Genomic DNA, 16,967 nt, shown 5'->3' on the forward strand with positions numbered 1-16,967 from the left:
AGTCACTGCCTTTCCGGGTCCGTGATCATCGAGCCCCGGCGCCATCCTCGCCGCGCCCGCACCCCCGCCGACAGACGATCTTCAGCCCCCGTCGACCCGAAACGTTTCCCCTCCCTGACACGTGTCAACTGGTGACACGTGTCATTCGAAGGCCGATGCGCAGGTGGTGGGCGTGGCCCGGCCCGGATCGAGGGTGTTGGCCACCTCGTGGAAGACGACCCGGTCGAACAGCCCGGCGGCCACGTGCTCGGACAGATCGACGGGGCACAGGTCCTGGAGCAGGACGTTGCGCACGTCCGGTCCGCTCAGGTACTGGCTGCGCCACGGCGTGACCACCTCGTCGTACCGGGTGGCGATGACGGTGTAGCGCACGCCGGGCACGGTGTCGCCGCCCGCGTTGAGCTTGGCGAGGAAGGCGGAGCCGGTGACCTGGTCGGCGAGGGCGGGGGTGTTCTTCGAGAGCAGGTCCGCGGCGCCGGGGAAGTACGGCAGCAGGTGGGTGAAGCCGTTCAGGTCGGTGCCGTGGTTGCTGGGCGCGATGCCGACCAGGGCGTGCACCCGGGCGGCTCCGCCGAGGAACTTGAGGTAGTAGCGGGGCATCATGCCGCCCTGCGAGTGTCCGACGACGTCGGTCTTGTCGGCGCCGGTGGCCGCGAGCACCTTGTTCACGAAGTCCTTCAGCTCTCCGGCGGACTTCTCGACGGGTCCGAGGCCGTGGAAGAAGGGGACTCCCTCCAACCGGCCGTAGTCCAGGGAGAAGACGCAGTAGCCGCGGACCTTCAGATAGGGGGCGAGGCCCAGCCAGTTGTCGACGGAGTTCCCGAGGGTGCCGTGGACGAGGACGACGGGGCGGGGGTGGGCGGCGGACGGCCTGCAGGAGTAGTCGTTCCAGCCGGAACTCGGGGCGCCTTCGGCCTGGGCCGTGGTGGCGGGGACGGTGACGGCGGCGGCGGTCAGCAGCAGCGCGGCCAGAGGTCTGAGCGCTCGTTTCCAGGGCAGCATCGGGTGATCTCCTTGCGGCTCAGGGGAGGTGCGACGGCACTGGGCCCTGTGATCCGGATCACGAGGATGCTGTTCACTCGTCAAGTTACGGGCGAGTAGTCAAACTGGGAAGTTACGCGTCAGTAAAAACTTCCGGTGGTAACCGGCGCAGAGGACCCCGCCCGACGCCCTCTCACCAGGCAGGCCGAACGGGCCCGCGTGGAGCGATCCGCAGCAACTGCTCCCCCAGCGACCGCACTTCGCGCTCCCCCAGCAGGTCCCCCCATTCCCGCACGGCTTCCGCGGCCGCCTCCTCGGCGGCCCGCGTGCAGCTCCAGCCGCGCTCGGTCAGCACGACCAGTCGCGCCCGCGCGTCCTCGGGGTGCGGCCGCCGCTCGGCGTACCCCTTGCGCACCAGCTCGTCGACGAGCTGACTCGCGGCCTGCTTGGTCACCCCGAGATGGACGGCGAGGTCGGTGACCGTCGCGCCGTCGGGAGCGAGCCGGGCGAAGGCGAAGCCGTGCGCGGGCCGGACGCCTTCGAAACCGCGAGCGATCACGCCCTCGTTGATGCGTTGCGTGAGCCCACCGGCGACGGCGAGCAGGGCGGCGGACAGGGCCATGGCCTCGGAGTTCTGCACGCATGCATTGAAACACCCTTGACGGAACGGTCAAGCAGCTTGACTATATAGTCAAGCTGCTTGACTACTTGGAGGCCTCATGCCCATCGTCCGATCGTCCGAAGCCATCACCCACGAAATTCACGGCGCCCGTTTCGTCTCGTACGCCACCCCGGGCAGCGGCAGCAAGGAGCTGTGCGCCTGGCGGGGCGAGATCCCGGCCGGTCTCAAGGCACCCGCGCACACGGTCAGCCGGGAGGAGATCTTCCATCTGCTCGACGGTGAGCTGCTGATCACCCTCGACGGCCGCACCGAGCGGATCGCGGCGGGCGACACGGTGATCATCAACCCCGGGGCCACCCTGACCGTCGAGAACGCGACCGACCGGCCCGCGTACTCCTGGGTCACCACCTCGATCGGCCTGGAGGCACGGCTGGCCGACGGCACCCGCATCGCGCCGCCGTGGGCCAACTGACGTCCTACGGAAGGCTGACGTCACACGGACAGGCCGACGTCATACGGAAGGGTCTACGCCGCCCGTCCCCCGCGGCGGCCGCCCCCTAGTCCCCCGGGCATCACCGCCCGCGGCCCGAACTTCGCCCGCGCCCGGTCCGCGACCTCCTCGATACGGCGGACCTTCTCGTCCACCGGGTCGAAGGTCAGCTGGTGGGAGGCCTGTTCGGCGGGGTCGAGTCCCTCGGCGCGCAGGGCGATCGCCCGTACCCGGGCCCGCTGCAGCCCGAGCGCCTCGTACATCCCGTAGGCGGCCCTGGTCAGTGCCGGGGAGTGCGCGGTCGGTTCGCTCAGGGTGCGGCTGCGCGTGGTGGCGGACCGGTCGGCGTAGCGCACGGTGAGGGTGAGCGTGCGGCAGACCTTCTCCAGGGCGCGCAGCCGGGCACCGATCTCCTCGGCGGCCGACAGCAGCGCCCTGCGGTGCCGGTCCGGGTCCAGTTCGTCGCGCCCGAAGGGGCGTTCCGTCGCCAGGGACCGGGAGACGGCGTTCGGTACGACCCGGCCGCGGTCGAGGCCGTTCGCCTTCTCGCGCAGCTCGCGGCCGGCCTTCGCACCGATGAGCCGCTGCAGCGTGGACAGCGGTGCGGCGGCGACCCGGCCGAGGGTGTCGAGCCCGTAGTCGCCCAGCGTGCGAGCGGTCGCGGCACCCACACCGGGCAGCGCGACGACCGGCTTGTCCGCGAGGAACTCCGCGACGGCGTCCGGCTCGTCGGGCACCGCACACGTCACCCCGGGCACGGCCTCACGCAGCGCCATCCGGGCCAGCATCGGCCCGGGTCCGGCTCCGATCACGCAGTCGACGCCGTGGAGTGCGAGTGACCGCACCCGGATCACCGAGGCCAGTTCGAGGGCGTCCCGCCCGAAGTACCGCTCGGCACCGCGCACGTCGGCCAGCGCCCCGTCCGGTGGCAGAGCCTGGACGACGGGGGTGAACTCCTCGAGCATCCCTAGCAGACGGGGCAGGTCCGCCTCGTCGCTCGGCGGCAGCTGGAAACGTACGCAGAGGATGGTCATCCCGCACTCCCCGGACTCTGGTGCCACAACTTCCTTGTGTTCGCGGGCTCTTCGCCCGCCGGACGCAGATCGGCCCAGGGGTGCATCTCGTACCCCGTGGACATACGGATCTTCCGCTGCTCCATCGGATCCCTGGCCGCGGAACCGGTCGGCGCGGGCACCCCGTCCGACCCGGCGAGTCGCCGCCGCGCGGCCCCCTCACCGTCGCCGCCGGAACCGTCGCCGCCGGCATCCTCCTCGCCGGGACCGCCTTCTCCGGACCCACCGGAGCCGGGGCCGGCCAGCCGGGCCGCGACCCCCTCCAGCCCCTCCTCCCGGCGCACTTCCAGCAGGTCCGCGAGGTTCCAGGCGGCGGCTCCCACCACGCTGAGGCTGCGCGGGCCGCGGCGCTGCACCACCCCGCGCACCAGCAGCAGCCAGGAGTGGAAGACGGTGTGGGCGCAGGAGTCGTGGGAGTCGTCGAAGAAGGCGAGGTCGACCAGGCCCGTGCCGTCGTCCAGGGTGGAGAAGATGACGCGCCTGCCGGACCGGATCGGCGGCGTCTGGGTGGCCGCCTTGGCGCCCGCGACCAGCACCGTCTCCCCGTGTCTGACCTCGCGCAGCCGCCGCGCCGACACCACGCCCAGCTCGTCGAGGAACTGCCGGTGATCATCCATCAGATTGCGTGAGGCGTCCATGGACAGCACGCCCAGCTCGGCGCTCAGCCGCTCCGAGGAGGTGAGATCGGGCAGCCCGGCCGGTGCGGTCTTCCGCCCCCCGGCCAACGGCAACTGGTCTCCGCCCGAGCCCCGGGCGCCCCGGTGCAGCTCGGTCAGATGCAGTTGCAGATCGCGGCGGTTGGCGCCGAACGCGTCCAGTGCTCCCACCTGTGCGAGCCGCTGGGCCACCGGACGGCTGGGCCGTCCCCGCTCCCAGAAGTCGACCAGTGAGGCGTACGGCCGGCCCTCGGCGATCCGCGCCGCCTCGGCCTCGCTGATGCCGTGCACATCGGAGAGAGCCAGCCGCAGCCCCCACTTACCGGACACCAGTTCGATACGGTGTGCGACCCCCGACGCGTTCACATCCAACGGCAGCACGGGGACTCCACGTCGCCGCGCGTCCGCCAGCAGCAGCCGCTTCGGATACATCCCGGGATCGTGCGTGAGCAGCCCGGCGTAAAAGGCAGCCGGATGATGCGCTTTCAGCCACGCCGACTGGTAGGTCGGCACGGCGAAGGCGACCGCGTGCGCCTTGCAGAAGCCGTAGGACCCGAAGGCCTCGACGATCTCCCAGGTCCGCTGAATCGTTTCCGCGTCATAGCCGTTCGCCGCGGCGTGCTGGGCGAACCACACCTTGATCCGCGCCTGCGACTCCGGATCCGACAGCCCGCGCCGCACCCGGTCGGCCTCGCCGCGCCCGCAGCCGGTCATGATGTCGACGATGTCGATGATCTGCTCGTGGAAGACGACGACCCCGTAGGTCTCCTTCAGCGGCCCCTCCAGATCCGGGTGCGGATACCGGATCGGCGCCCGCCCGTGCCGCGCCTCGATGAACGGCCGCACCATGTCGGCGGCGACCGGCCCGGGCCGGAACAGCGAGATGTCGACGACGAGGTCGTGGAACGTGGCCGGCTGGAGTCGCCCGACCAGATCCCGCTGCCCGGGCGACTCGATCTGGAAGCACCCGAGCGTCTCGGTGGACTGGATCAGCCGGTACGTCTCCGGATCCCCCGGCGCCAGCCCGTCCAGATCGACCCTGTTCCCCGTCGCCCGCTCCACTTCCTCCACCGCGTGCGCCATGGCCGACTGCATCCGCACGCCCAGCACGTCCAGCTTCAGCAGTCCGAGGTCCTCGACGTCGTCCTTGTCGAACTGCGACATCGGAAAGCCCTCGCCGCTGGTCGGCATGACCGGCGTACGCGCCAGCAGGGAGGCGTCGGACAGCAGCACCCCGCACGGATGCATGGCCACCCCGCGCGGCAGGGCGTCCAGCCCCTCGACCAGCTCCCACAGCTTCCCGTACTTCTCCTTCTCCCCCGCCAGCGCGCGCAGCTCGGGCAGCTCCTCCAGCGCCGCGCGGGCGTCCCGCGCCCGGATATGGGGAAAGGACTTGGCGACCCGGTCGATCTCGGCCGGGTCCATGGACAGGGCGGCCCCCACGTCACGGATGGCGTGCCGCACGCGATACGTCTCCGGCATCGCGACCGTCGCGACCCGCTCGGTGCCGAACCGGTCGATGATCGCGCGGTAGACCTCCAGCCGCCGCGCGGACTCCACGTCGATGTCGATGTCGGGCAGCACGACCCGCTCCTTCGACAGGAACCGCTCCATCAGCAGCCGGTGCTCGATCGGATCGGCGTGCGCGATACCGAGCAGATGGTTGACGAGCGACCCGGCCCCGGACCCCCGGGCGGCGACCCGGACGCCCATCTTCCGCACGTCGTCCACGACCTGGGCGACGGTCAGGAAGTAGGAGGCGAACCCGTGGTGGGCGATGATGTCCAGCTCGTGGTGCATCCGCTCCCAGTACTCCCGCCGCCGGTCGTACCCGCGCAGCACCATCCCGGCCGTCGCCCGCGAGGCCAGCGTCCGCTGGGCGGTTCGGCGTCCGGCCCCGACCAGATGCGGCTCGGGGAAGTGGACGGTGCCGATCCCGAGATCGTCCTCGGGGTCGACCAGGCACTCGGCGGCCGTGGCCTGCGTCTGCTCCACCAGCCGGTGAGCGGTCTCCCGCCGGAACCCCGCGGCCTCCACGATCCGCTCCGCCACCCCGGCCATGTCCCCGGCGCCCTTGAGCCAGGCCTCACCGGAGTCCAGCCCCTTGGCCGGGTCGATGGGCACCAGCCGCCGGGCGGCGTCCAGCACGTCGGCGACCGGCCCGAGACCCGGGTCGGCGTACCGTACGGCGTTGGTGAGCACGGGCCGGATCCGCTGCTCGGCGGCGAACCCGACGGTACGGGCGGCCAGCCGCAGCGAGCCCGGGCCCGTACCTGTCCGGCCGTGCCAGACGGCCTCCAGCCGCAGGTCGTCGCCGTAGAGGTCCCGCCAGGGCGCGAGCAGCCGCGCCGCACGGTCGGGCCGTCCCGCTGCCAGGGCACGCCCTACGTCCGACGCGGGCCCGAGCAGCACGGTCACACCCCGGGCATGATTGCGCTCCCAGGGCAGCAGGGGCGTCCCCTCCCCCTCATGGGCAGCCGAGACGAGCCGGCACAGCTCCCCCCATCCCCGGGCGCCGTCCCGGGCGAGAAAGGTCACTCGAGGGGCCGACTCATCGACAAAGGCACCGCCCCGCACCGGGGTCCGGCGCCGCCCCCGTCGCTCGACCCCGGGCTCCGCACTCCCCACCGCCAGATCGACCCCGAACAGGGGCCGGACCCCCGCCTTCCCGCAGGCCTTCGAGAACCGGACCGCGCCGGCGAGGGTGTCGCGATCGGTCAGCGCAAGGGCGTCCATGCCCCGCTCGGAGGCACGCTCGGCCAGCCGCTCCGGGTGCGAGGCTCCATAACGCAATGAGAATCCGGAGACGGTGTGCAGATGCGTGAACCCCGGCACACGCACCTCCCGCACTCGTGAGCCACACCAGCTCTCGAACATCTGTTCCCAGCTACCTCACCCCCACCATACCCCCATCCTCGAATGTATGTGCGACATCCGTTCGGCCCCGCCCCACCTGCGAAAACACCCCGACCCCCCGACCGTGGAGGCATGCCGCACAACCCGCTCCTCGCCGAGGTGAGAGACGCCGTCACGCCGCGGGCCACCCTGCTCATCGTCGGCGTGATCGCGCACGCGGGAGCACTGCACTGGTACGAGAGCGCGCGAACGCGACGCAGACCCCGTGACCACAGCCGGCCCGCACCCGCGCACGGCGAGCAGGGGCCGTGTCGGGGGGTGTCCGCCCGCAGCGGGTGGCGCGTCGACGAACAGCAAGCCGCACACGACAGACGAAAGCCCCGCCCCTCGCACAAGGGGCGGGACTTCACACACTCGGTCGTCAGCCGATCTGCGTCCCCGTAGCAGACAGCGCCTCGGTCACCGGCTGGAAGAACGTCTCCCCGCCCGAGGTGCAGTCACCGCTGCCGCCGGACGTGAGCCCGACCGCCTTGTCGCCCGAGAACAGCGACCCGCCACTGTCACCCGGCTCCGCGCACACGTCGGTCTGGATCAGCCCGTTCACGATGTCGCCGTTGCCGTAGTTCACGGTGGCGTCCAGCCCCGTGACCTTGCCGTCGTGCACCTGCGTGGTCGACCCGCTCCGGGTGACCGCCATGCCGACGGTCGCGTCCGCGGCGCCCGAGATCTTCTGGGTGGACCCGTTGTACAGGTTCACCTCACTCGGATGGTCGACCTCCGCGGTGTACTTGACCAGCCCGTAGTCGTTGTCCGGGAAGCTGGAGTCCGCGTTCGTGCCGATCTCCTTGCCGCTGGAGTCCGACCACGTGGAGATGCCCTCGGTGCAGTGACCCGCGGTCAGGAAGAACGGCTCACCGCCCTTGACCACGTTGAAGCCCAGCGAGCAGCGTCCGCTGCCACCGGTGATCGCGTCGCCACCGGCGACGAAGGGCTTGTACTCCCCCTTGGACCGCTTGAGTTCGGCCTTCGCGCCCAGCCCGTCCACGACCTTCGTCAGCGTCGCCCACTCGGCCTTGGAGACCGTACGGTCGGCGGTCACGACGACCTTGTTCGTCGTCGGGTCGGTCACCCAGGCGGTGCCCGGGATCGTCGCGTCCTGCTTCAGCGTGCTGCGGGCGCTCTTGAGTTCGGCGAGGGAGTTCGCCACGACTCTCGCCTTGGCCCCGGCCTTCTCCACGGCCTGCGCGACACTCTCGTCGAGCACGTTCACCACGAGGCTCTTGCTCTTGGTGTCGTAGTACGTCCCGGCCGCGTCGCCACCCAGGTCCTCGGCCAGCGACGAGGCGAGCTTTCCGGCCGCGGTGACCGACAGGGTCCGGGGCGCGGACGCCTCAGGGGTCTCACTGGCGTTCGCGGTCTGGAACGTCACTCCCGCGGCGACCAGCGCGGCGATGCCCGCACCTGCCACGGCTGCACGCCGCTTGGGTATGCGTCGGTGCTTCAACTTACGTCCTCCTGTGGGGGGTCGGCACGAGAGGTTGTGGGGACCTCACGAGCCGGAAGGCTTCGTTGACGAGCGCCAACTATTCCGAGGACGGCGGGGAGCACACAAGGGTGAGTTCGAGACGCGCGTAGACAGCGCTTCGCACGCCCCCTCATATTGACCGTCCACGATCAAATCGGACCCAACTCCCGTGCGTTCGCAGTGCAAACATTACGCGTGAGTAATGTGTGCCCACTCTGTGACGTCTGCACGTGGCTGAATTTCGCCCCTCCGGCGGCCGGTTCGGAGGGAAGCCCGGAGGGGCCCGCACACAGCACGAAGCCCCCGCACGCGATGCGCGCGGGGGCCACGAGAAGTGCTGCGAAGTGAGGTGCCGTGAACTGCCGCCGGGGCCTAGTAGACGCTGACGCCGTAGGCGCTCAGGGCCTCCGTGACGGGCTGGAAGAACGTCGTACCACCGGAGGAGCAGTTGCCGCTGCCGCCCGAGGTCAGACCGTACGCCGTGCCGTTGCTGCCGTAGAGCGAACCGCCGGAGTCACCGGGCTCGGCGCAGACGGTGGTCTGGATCAGGCCGGAGACGATGTCCCCTCCGCCGTAGTTGACGGTGGCGTTGAGGGCGGTGACACGGCCGCTGTGCGTACCGGTCGTGGAGCCGTCGCGGATGACGGTGGTGCCCACGCTCGGGGTGGCCGCGCGCGTGATGTCCACGCCGTTGGCGGTGCCGGGGCGGCTGACGGACCCGCTGTAGCGCACCAGGCCGTAGTCGTTGCCCGGGAAGCTGGAGCCGGCGGTCGAGCCGATGACCGTGGTGCGGCCGGAGTTGGAGTACCAGGTGCCCGCCCCGTCGGTGCAGTGACCGGCGGTCAGGAAGTACTCGGTGCCGTTGCTGGCACGGACGTTGAAGCCGAGGGAGCAGCGCCAGCTACTCGCATAGATGGCGTCGCCGCCTTGGATGAGCTTGCTGAACTTGCCCGGGGTGCGCTTGATCGTGAGCGCGTCGGCGTTGCCGCCGGCCTGCTGCTTGATCTTCGCTATCTCGGCCTGCGTGACCGTGCTGTCCACGGTCAGGAGCACGCGGTTGGTCTTGCTGTCGACGGCCCAGGCGGTGCCCGGGATGTCGGCCTTCAGCAACGAGCCGCTGGCGCTCTTGAGCTCCGCGGCACTGAAGGTGGTGGGGGCGTCGGAGGCGTTCGCGCTGGGGATCGCGATCGCTGCGGCGGCAACGAGGCCGGTGGAAACGGCGATCAGCCGGGTCCGTCTCGAAATGCCACTGCGGGGGGTGGTGCGCTTGATCCTCACTTTTCGTTCCTCCACAAAGGAAGTAGGGGGCCCTCGTGGGGTTTCGGGCCCGTGAGGCGCAGCCTGGGACCGGCCGTCCGGATTCCGAACACGCCGTGCCCCTGACAAGCGCTGAGGGGGAGTATTCGGCCGAACGGCCGGTCGGCGCAAGAGTGCCTTTCGGACTCCGGCCTTTGATGGATCCTTACGAGGCCGCCCTGCGGCCGCCTTTCATCCCCCGGCCGCACGTCACACCGGCGTGCACTCCCCCGCCGCGCCCCCGACGTCCAGCGTTCGTACGGCGTGAAGCGCAGTCCGCCGAGCGCCCGGCGCGCGGAGGATTCCGGGTCGAAGTCCCACACGTTCACGCCCCCTCGCGCACCAGCAAGACCCCACCGAAGGGCTGCCCGGCCACGGCGAGACCGTCCGACTCGGCAGCGGTCAGCACGACCGCGTCACCGCGTCGGCCCGCCGGCACCCGGGGATGTCCGGAAGTCGACCGTCCGGATAGTCCTCCAGCGGGGCAGGTCAGCCGTCGCAGGGGCAGCAGCAGTCGCACCCGTCGCAGTCGCAGTCCCGGCAGACACCCTCGCGCTTCTTACGGGACCACGGACCCTCGTACTCCTTGGCGCAGCACAGCTTGCAGGTGCAGCACAGCAGCCAGAACATCCCGCAGCCGGCCCAGAATCCACGCCGGCGCGGCGGCTGCGGCACCGGAGCGCCCCCGCCGAAACCGCCACCGCCGAAACCCCCGCCGAATCCGTCTCCGCCGTACGCCCCGCCGCCACCGGCGTACGGATTTCCGCCACCGCCCGGGTGAGGGTGCTGCGCGGAGCCGTAGGGCCCCGGCGGCTGCTGTCCGTGAGGTCCCTGCGGTCCGTAGGGCCCGCCACCCTGGTGGGAGGCGCACACCGGCACCGTGCCGAACGCCCGGTCCACCGAGCGCCGCAGTTCGTGCACCAGCAGCAGATGCAAGAGCTGCGTGTCCGTGAACTCGGCGTCGCGCAGCGCGAGCCGCACCCCGTGCACCGCGTCGTCGGCGAGCCGCCTGGCCTCCGCCAGGGAGGTGCCGGTAGCAGTGATCGGGTTCCAGGCGCCTGACGCGGCATCAGCGTGCAGGTCCTCCACGGCGTCCAGCAGGTGGGCGAGGCGTCCGAAGAGCCGCCCGGCCTCGGAGAGCGGTCCGGCGTTGCACGGCCGGCCCGCGAGGACCGCCGTGTGCGCGAAGGCGGCGGCGGTGGCGGTCTCGGTCGGCTCGGTGACCGTCAGGATCGGCGTCCCGGGCCCGGCCAGTACCTCGATCCCGACCTGCCGGTCCACCGCGTCGACCAGGAGCGAGGTGTCGAATCCCACAGCGGTGCCGCTCCGGGCCCCGGCCGTGTCCCAGCTCGCGGCGACCCGGCGCGCGGCACGCGCCACCGGCCTGCGGGCCAACAGTCCGTCACCGTCGGTGACGTGATCGCGCACCTTCGCCGAGGCCAGCACCAGGGAAACGGCCGCGGCGAGCCGGGCTCCCTCGCCGTGCGCGACGGAGGCGGTGCGCATGCCGCGCAGCGGGCACGGTCCGGCCGTACGCCGACCGGCCCCGCCCCCGCCCTCCGTCTGAGCCTCCGTCAGAACCGAGAGAAGCAGCCCGTCGTAATTCGTGACTATCCGGGCGAACTGCCCGTGATCACCGCGCAGAGCGAGGCAGAGCCCGCACAAATGCGCCATCCACTGGTCGGCGAGCCTGTCTCCGAGCCGGTGTCTGCAAGGCCTGACGATTCCGAACACAACGCTCCCCCGAACTTCGTGACGACGCTGAGCTGCGGCATCGTACCGGCCCCGGCATTCACCCGTACGCCCCGGCCATCACCCGTACGCCGGGAAGAATCATATTTCACTCACAGTCAGCAGCCGTTTGGGAAACGGCCCTTGGGACACACGGACTCTCGACGGAATCGCTGTGCACCAGTACCGTCACAAACCCCCCGTGCGGCGTCTATCCACTTGGCGCGCCATCCGCATCATGGACGACCATAGGGATGCGGAAAGCAGAAAGACCGCTGTGAGAGGAGGCGTCCATGGGATCGGTACGCAAGGCAAGTGCCTGGCTTGGCCTCGTCGACGACAACGAAGACGAGCGTTACTACGACGACGACGACTACTCCGACGGAAACGAGCCCGGGGAAGCCTGGGTCACCGATCCGCGCGTCAAGGTGGCCTCGGACGTCGCCGAGGAGAAGGGCCGCCGCATCGGCACGGTGACCCCGGACAGCTTCCGGGACGCACGCGCCATCGGCGAGCTGTTCCGCGAGGGTGTGCCGGTCATCATGAACCTCACGGCCATGGAGGCCTCCGACGCCAAGCGCGTGGTCGACTTCGCGGCCGGGCTGATCTTCGGCCTGCGCGGTTCGATCGAGAGAGTCTCGACCCGCGTGTTCCTGCTGACCCCCGCCAACACGGAGATCGTCAACGGCGATCCGGCCGGGCACCGCACGGACGGCTTCTTCAACCAGAGCTGAGGCAGGGCCGCTCACCGGCCCTGCCCTCGCGCAGGGTTACCGGACCGGCCTACCGGAAGGCATCGAGTCCGGTGAGCGCCTTGCCCAGCACGAGCTGGTGCATCTCGACGGTGCCCTCATAGGTGAGCACCGACTCGAGGTTGGTCGCGTGCCGCATCACGGGATATTCGAGCGAGATCCCGTTGGCCCCGAGAATCGTCCGGGCCGTGCGGCAGATCTCGATCGCCTCCCGCACGTTGTTGAGCTTGCCGAAGCTGACCTGCTCGGGACGCAGGCGGCCGGCATCCATACGCCGCCCCAGATGATGGGCGAGCAGAATCCCCTTGTGCAGTTCGACCGCCATGTCGGCGAGTTTGGCCTGGGTGAGCTGGAAGCCCCCGATGGGCCGCCCGAACTGTTCCCGCGACTTCGCGTAGTCGACCGCGGCCTCGAAACTGGCACGGGCCGCGCCCATGGCGCCCCAGACGATTCCGTACCGGGCGTGCGACAGACAGCTGAGGGGCCCGCGCAGGCCGGTGACCTCGGGGAGGACGGCGTCGGCGGGCAGCCGCACGTCGTCGAGCACGAGCTCGCTGGTGACGGAGGCCCTGAGGGACCACTTGTGCTTGATCTCGGGAGCGGAGAACCCGCCGCTGTCGGTGGGCACGGCGAACCCGCGGATCCCCTCCTCGGTCTGCGCCCATACGACGGCGACACCGGCGACCGACCCGTTGGTGATCCACATCTTGCGGCCGTTGAGGATCCAGTCGGAGCCGTTGCGCTTGGCGTACGTCCGCATGGCGGCGGGGTCGGAGCCGTGGTCGGGTTCGGTGAGCCCGAAGCAGCCGATGACCTCGCCGGCGGCCATACGGGGCAGCCACCGCTGCTTCTGCTCCTCGCTGCCGAAGCGGTGGATGGCGTACATGGCGAGGGAGCCCTGTACGGAGACGAGGGAACGGATGCCGGAGTCGGCGGCCTCCAGCTCCAGGCAGGCGAGCCCGTACTGCACGGCGGACGCACCGGCACACCCGTATCCGTCCAGGGACATCCCGAGGGCTCCGATGCCGCCGAGTTCCCTGGCCAGCTCGCGGATCCCCGGCAGCTCCCCCTTCTCGTACCACTCGGCGACATACGGCAGCACCCGGTCCGTGGCCCAGGCCCGCACCGTGTCCCTGATCCCGAGGTCCTCCGGCTCCAGCAGGTCGTCCAGGCCGAGGGGATCGCCGGGATCGAAGGGAGGCAGCTTGGACGAACCGGACATGATCGACACCCTCCGAAGCTCTTTAACTAGCAGCGCTAGTCAGACGCTACGGCGTTGACCCACCCCTGCACCACCCGTACCTGCCAACGGCGACCCCGCCCCTCCCCCGCTACGGGCGGTGCGTGGGTGGGCAAAGGGGCGTCACACCGAGACGCGTGACTCCGCCGCGTCCCTGGGGGCAGGCAGCTCCACCTGCTCCGGCTCACACTGCATCACCCGCGGCAACCGCAACGCCATCGCCGCCCCGAGCAGCAACAACCCCGCGCTTACCAGCAACGTCACATGCAGCCCGTGCACGAACGCATCCCGGGCGGCATGCCGCAGAGCGGCACCGGCGGACCCGCCCAGCTGCGCGGCAACCTCGTACGCCTCCCCCAGCGAATGCCCCGCGGACGCGGATGCCGACGCCGGAACCCCGGGCACGCCCGACAGCCCGGGCGCGTACGCCGCGTTCATCACCGTGCCCAGCAGCGCGATCCCGATGCCCGCCCCGAGCTGGTACGACGTCTCCCCGATCGCCGCCGCCCCGCCGGCCTGCTCCTGCGGCGCCTCGCTCAGCATCGACTCGTACGCCCCGAACAGCGTCGTCTCCAGCCCGAAGCCGAGCAGCACGAACCCGCTCAGCATCAGCGCACAGTCGTCGGTCCGGCCCAGCGCCGTCAGCAGCACCACGGCGAACGCCGTGAGGCAGAACCCGGCGCACACCATCCGGCGCGGCCCGAACCGCCGCAGCATCCGCGCCCCGGCCAGCCCGGCCGCCATCGCCGCGAACGTCAGAGGCAGCAGCCGCAGCCCGGTCTCCAGCGGCGACAGCCCGAGCACCAGCTGCAGATACTGCGCCGCGATCAGCTCCAGACCCACCAGCGCGAGCATCGCCAGCACGATGCACCCGACGGACGTGCTGAACGCCGGCCGCGCGAACATCTTGAGGTCCACCAGCGGATGCCTCCGCCGCCGCTGCCGCCGTACGAAGCCGACCAGCAGCGCGGCGCCCACCACCAGGGGCAGCACGGTGAGCAGGCTGCCCACCGACTCCCCGCTGCCGAGCCGCTTCACGCCCAGCACGACACCGAACAGTCCGGCCGCCGCCATCAGCGCACCGACCACGTCCCAGGGACCCTTGCCGTCCCCCTTCGACTCGGGCAGCAGCAGTCGTCCCACGGGGAGGCTGACCAGCATCAACGGAATGTTGACGAGGAACACCGAGCCCCACCAGAAGTGCTCCAGCAGGAAGCCGCCGAGCAGCGGACCGACCGCCGCGCCCACCGCGGCCACGGCACTCCAGATGCCGATCGCGAGCGCCCGCTCCCGCCGGTCGGGGAAGACCTGCCGCAGGATCGACAGGGTGGCAGGCATGATCATCGCGCCGCCCACGCCGAGCAGGGCCCGCGCCACGATCAGTACGTGGGCGCTGTCGGCCAGGGCCGCGAGGCCGGACGCGACGCCGAACAGCGCGTATCCGAGGAGCAGGACTCTGCGGCGGCCGATGCGGTCGCCCAGCGTGCCGAACAGGATCAGCAGCGAGGCGCAGACCAGTGGGTAGACGTCGACGATCCAGAGCAGCTCCATCCCGCCGGGCTTCAGGTCCTCGGTGACGGCGGGGACCGCCACGTGCAGCACGGTGGCGTCGACGGCGACCAACAGCAGGCTGACGCAGAGGACGACGAGAACCACCCAGCGGTTGGCACCGGCCCCGGCCGCCCGACGGCGCAGCGCAGCGGCGGCCGTGGTCGTCCCGGACATGTACGTACCTCCCAGATGTTCCCTCGCGATCGGCGGGCTCGCGGGTGGGGGACGCCCCCGCGACTCGGTCGGAGAGGAGCGGCGTCTCCGGCCGGCGCAAACGAAAAGCGAGTGACACGTCAGCGTACGCGAGTCCCCGGCGGAGACCAGTGGCGGACCTCTCACACCTCCGGCGGACAGCTGTGGCGTACGCCACTTCCTCCCGTGTCGTCGACGCCCCGGCCGGCCGGGTGGTTCCGGCCCGGGTCGATAATCGGGCGCGTGACCGATCTTGAGACGCGCGCGGCCCCGTCCCGCGCCGGGGCGCTGCGCCGGGCGGCCCCGGCGCTCGCCGGGTACGCGGCCGTCCGGGCCCTGGGCCTGCTCGCCCTGTTCCTGTGGAGCGCGGCGCGGGACAAGAGCGCGTACACGCTGCTGACCGCCCGCTGGGACGCGCTCTGGTACGTCAGGGTCGCCGAGCTCGGTTACGGCTACGAGGTGCGGCTGGCGAACGGGGACGTGCACTCGAACCTGGCGTTCTTCCCGCTGCTGCCCTGGCTGGAGCGGCTGGTGGCGGCGGTCTCGCCGCTGTCGTACGCGGACGGTGGCTTCCTCGTCAGCCTGCTCGCCTCGCTCGCCGCGGCGTGGGGGATCTTCGCGGTGGCGGACCATGTGTACGGCCGCCGGGCGGGCGTGTGCGCGGTGTTGCTGTGGGCCGTCCTGCCGGTCGGGATCGTGCAGTCGATGGCCTACAGCGAGTCCCTGTTCACGGCGCTCGCGGCCTGGTCGCTGTACGCGGTGCTGACCGGCCGGTGGGTGACGGCGGGCACGCTGGCCCTGCTCGCGGGACTGACCCGCCCGGTGGGCCTGGCCGTGGTGGCGGCGGTGTGGGTGACGGCGGCGGCCGCCTTCGTGCAGGAGGGACGCACGGCCGGTCCGGACGTCACGGTCGCCCCGTCCGACCGCGGGACCCGGACCCGGCGCGTCCTCGCCGTGCTCCTGGCCCCCCTCGGCACCGCCGGCTACGTGCTCTGGGTCGGGCACCGCACGGGCAGGGGTCCGCTGGGTTATCTGGACGTTCAGGCCGGATGGCGCAACGGCTTCGACGGCGGGTACGCCTTCGCCCGGTTCGTCGCCGAAAAGTTCACGTCGTTCCCGGCGGCCCTGGCCGGCGTGGGGCTGATCCTCGGGGTCGCGTCAGTCGTCTGGCTGTATGTGACCGGAGTACGTCAGCGCCAGCCGCTGCCGTTGCTGGTCTACACCGGGATCGTGACGGCGCTCGCCCTGTGCGCGTCGAGCTACTTCGGCTCGAAACCGCGGCTGCTGCTGCCCGCCTTCCCTCTGCTGCTGCCCCTCGCCCTGGCCTTGGCCAGGGCACGTATCCGCAGGTCAGCGGCGGTGCTGGGGTGCGTGGCGGTGGCCTCCGCGGTGTACGGGGCGTTCTGGCTGAACGGTTCGGGTCCGCCCTGACCCGCTGTGAGCGCCAGGGGAATTCGGCACCATGCCCCGGTGAACGAATTCAAAAGCGCAATAAAACCCGCATCAGAAATGATCAAAGGAATTGAAGGCCGCAGCGCCCGACCATTGCAGATTCGCTGGAAATAAACCTCCTCCTGAGAGGAATCCCACATCACATCGTCATCACAAAGCCGTTGATTCGCCCGGGATCTCAGCTCACTCGCTGTAACGTCGATTGGGTGCGTACCGAACCGAAGCTCACCCGTCTGGACCGGGTCTTCGCCCGGCTGGACCGTGAGCCGGAACGACCGGCCCACATCGATGTGCCGAAGATGAGCAGGCACCGCATCGTGCTCTTCGCGGCGACCCTTGCCTTCTACGGCGCGATCGTGTGGGCCGTGGTGATCACGTCCTGGCTGGTCCGGCTCGACTGGCAGGTCATGTTCTTCCGCCCGTACCAGCAGTGGTCGGAGATCCACTGGTTCGTCGACTACTACGTGGTCCTCGGACAGCGCGGCCCGACCGCCGTGATGGTCGCGGCCTGGCTGGGCTGGCGCTCCTGGCGGCAGCACACCCTGCGGCC

Annotated in this window: 12 protein-coding genes and 1 pseudogene; 4 read left to right on the top strand and 9 right to left on the bottom strand. The window is 70.8% G+C overall.

Annotation, left to right across the window (positions count from 1 at the left end; genetic code table 11):
* Positions 1-141: 141 nt before the first annotated feature.
* The gene (locus ABT116_RS29055; RefSeq protein WP_351639957.1) at positions 142-1,002 is read right to left on the bottom strand and encodes an alpha/beta fold hydrolase; all 861 of its coding nucleotides are present in this window, start codon (positions 1,000-1,002) and stop codon (positions 142-144) included.
* Positions 1,003-1,174: 172 nt separating this feature from the next.
* Positions 1,175-1,621, bottom strand: coding sequence for a MarR family winged helix-turn-helix transcriptional regulator (locus tag ABT116_RS29060; RefSeq protein WP_351639963.1), 447 nt, complete (start codon positions 1,619-1,621; stop codon positions 1,175-1,177).
* 79 nt (positions 1,622-1,700) lie between these two features.
* Between ABT116_RS29060 and ABT116_RS29065 the strand changes: the two genes are divergently transcribed.
* Positions 1,701-2,075 (top strand): cupin domain-containing protein, encoded by a 375-nt coding sequence (locus ABT116_RS29065; RefSeq protein WP_351639968.1) that lies wholly within the window; start codon positions 1,701-1,703, stop codon positions 2,073-2,075.
* 53 nt (positions 2,076-2,128) lie between these two features.
* Here ABT116_RS29065 and ABT116_RS29070 read toward each other — a convergent pair whose 3' ends face one another.
* The 5 genes from ABT116_RS29070 to ABT116_RS29090 form a co-directional block, all read right to left on the bottom strand.
* On the bottom strand, positions 2,129-3,127 hold the full coding sequence (locus ABT116_RS29070) for a DNA polymerase Y family protein (protein ID WP_351639971.1): 999 nt from the start codon (positions 3,125-3,127) through the stop codon (positions 2,129-2,131).
* Positions 3,124-6,657 (bottom strand): DNA polymerase III subunit alpha, encoded by a 3,534-nt coding sequence (locus ABT116_RS29075; protein WP_351639973.1) that lies wholly within the window; start codon positions 6,655-6,657, stop codon positions 3,124-3,126. Before ABT116_RS29075 ends, ABT116_RS29070 begins: the two co-directional genes overlap by 4 nt.
* Before the next feature lie 442 nt (positions 6,658-7,099).
* A complete protein-coding gene (locus ABT116_RS29080) occupies positions 7,100-8,182 on the bottom strand; it encodes a S1 family peptidase (protein ID WP_351639975.1) in 1,083 nt (360 codons plus the stop codon).
* A gap of 393 nt (positions 8,183-8,575) precedes the next feature.
* A complete protein-coding gene (locus ABT116_RS29085) occupies positions 8,576-9,481 on the bottom strand; it encodes a S1 family peptidase (protein ID WP_351639978.1) in 906 nt (301 codons plus the stop codon).
* Between the two features lie 507 nt (positions 9,482-9,988).
* Positions 9,989-11,233, bottom strand: a complete 1,245-nt coding sequence (locus ABT116_RS29090; protein ID WP_351639982.1) for a DUF5685 family protein — start codon at positions 11,231-11,233, stop codon at positions 9,989-9,991.
* A gap of 290 nt (positions 11,234-11,523) precedes the next feature.
* Here ABT116_RS29090 and ABT116_RS29095 point away from each other — a divergent pair, with 290 nt between their 5' ends.
* Positions 11,524-11,964: a cell division protein SepF gene (locus ABT116_RS29095; protein WP_030850887.1), complete on the top strand. Its 441-nt coding sequence runs from the start codon at positions 11,524-11,526 to the stop codon at positions 11,962-11,964.
* Positions 11,965-12,013: 49 nt separating this feature from the next.
* Here ABT116_RS29095 and ABT116_RS29100 read toward each other — a convergent pair whose 3' ends face one another.
* Together ABT116_RS29100 and ABT116_RS29105 are read right to left on the bottom strand one after the other, a co-directional pair.
* Entirely contained in the window at positions 12,014-13,204 is a 1,191-nt protein-coding gene (locus tag ABT116_RS29100) for an acyl-CoA dehydrogenase family protein (RefSeq protein ID WP_351639985.1), read from the bottom strand.
* Positions 13,205-13,345: 141 nt separating this feature from the next.
* Positions 13,346-14,947 carry an MFS transporter gene (locus ABT116_RS29105; RefSeq protein ID WP_351639987.1) on the bottom strand — a complete coding sequence of 534 codons (1,602 nt, stop codon included), beginning with the start codon at positions 14,945-14,947 and terminating at the stop codon, positions 13,346-13,348.
* A 261-nt stretch (positions 14,948-15,208) separates the two neighbouring features.
* On the opposite strand from ABT116_RS29105, the gene ABT116_RS29110 reads away from it, so the two are divergent.
* Positions 15,209-16,396: a mannosyltransferase family protein gene (locus ABT116_RS29110; protein ID WP_351639990.1), complete on the top strand. Its 1,188-nt coding sequence runs from the start codon at positions 15,209-15,211 to the stop codon at positions 16,394-16,396.
* Between the two features lie 227 nt (positions 16,397-16,623).
* A pseudogene (locus tag ABT116_RS29115) lies at positions 16,624-16,967 on the top strand (phosphatase PAP2 family protein); the annotation flags it as partial.

Source organism: Streptomyces sp. NPDC002130 (assembly GCF_040296465.1).
GTDB lineage: Bacteria > Actinomycetota > Actinomycetes > Streptomycetales > Streptomycetaceae > Streptomyces.

Excerpts from the sequence above, each read along its gene's own strand:
- ABT116_RS29055 (WP_351639957.1), bottom strand. The coding sequence starts at position 1,002 with ATGCTGCCCTGGAAACGAGCGCTCAGACCTCTGGCCGCGCTGCTGCTG.
- ABT116_RS29065 (WP_351639968.1), top strand. The coding sequence starts at position 1,701 with ATGCCCATCGTCCGATCGTCCGAAGCCATCACCCACGAAATTCACGGC.
- ABT116_RS29070 (WP_351639971.1), bottom strand. The coding sequence starts at position 3,127 with ATGACCATCCTCTGCGTACGTTTCCAGCTGCCGCCGAGCGACGAGGCG.
- ABT116_RS29095 (WP_030850887.1), top strand. The coding sequence starts at position 11,524 with ATGGGATCGGTACGCAAGGCAAGTGCCTGGCTTGGCCTCGTCGACGAC.
- ABT116_RS29100 (WP_351639985.1), bottom strand. The coding sequence starts at position 13,204 with ATGTCCGGTTCGTCCAAGCTGCCTCCCTTCGATCCCGGCGATCCCCTC.
- ABT116_RS29105 (WP_351639987.1), bottom strand. The coding sequence starts at position 14,947 with ATGTCCGGGACGACCACGGCCGCCGCTGCGCTGCGCCGTCGGGCGGCC.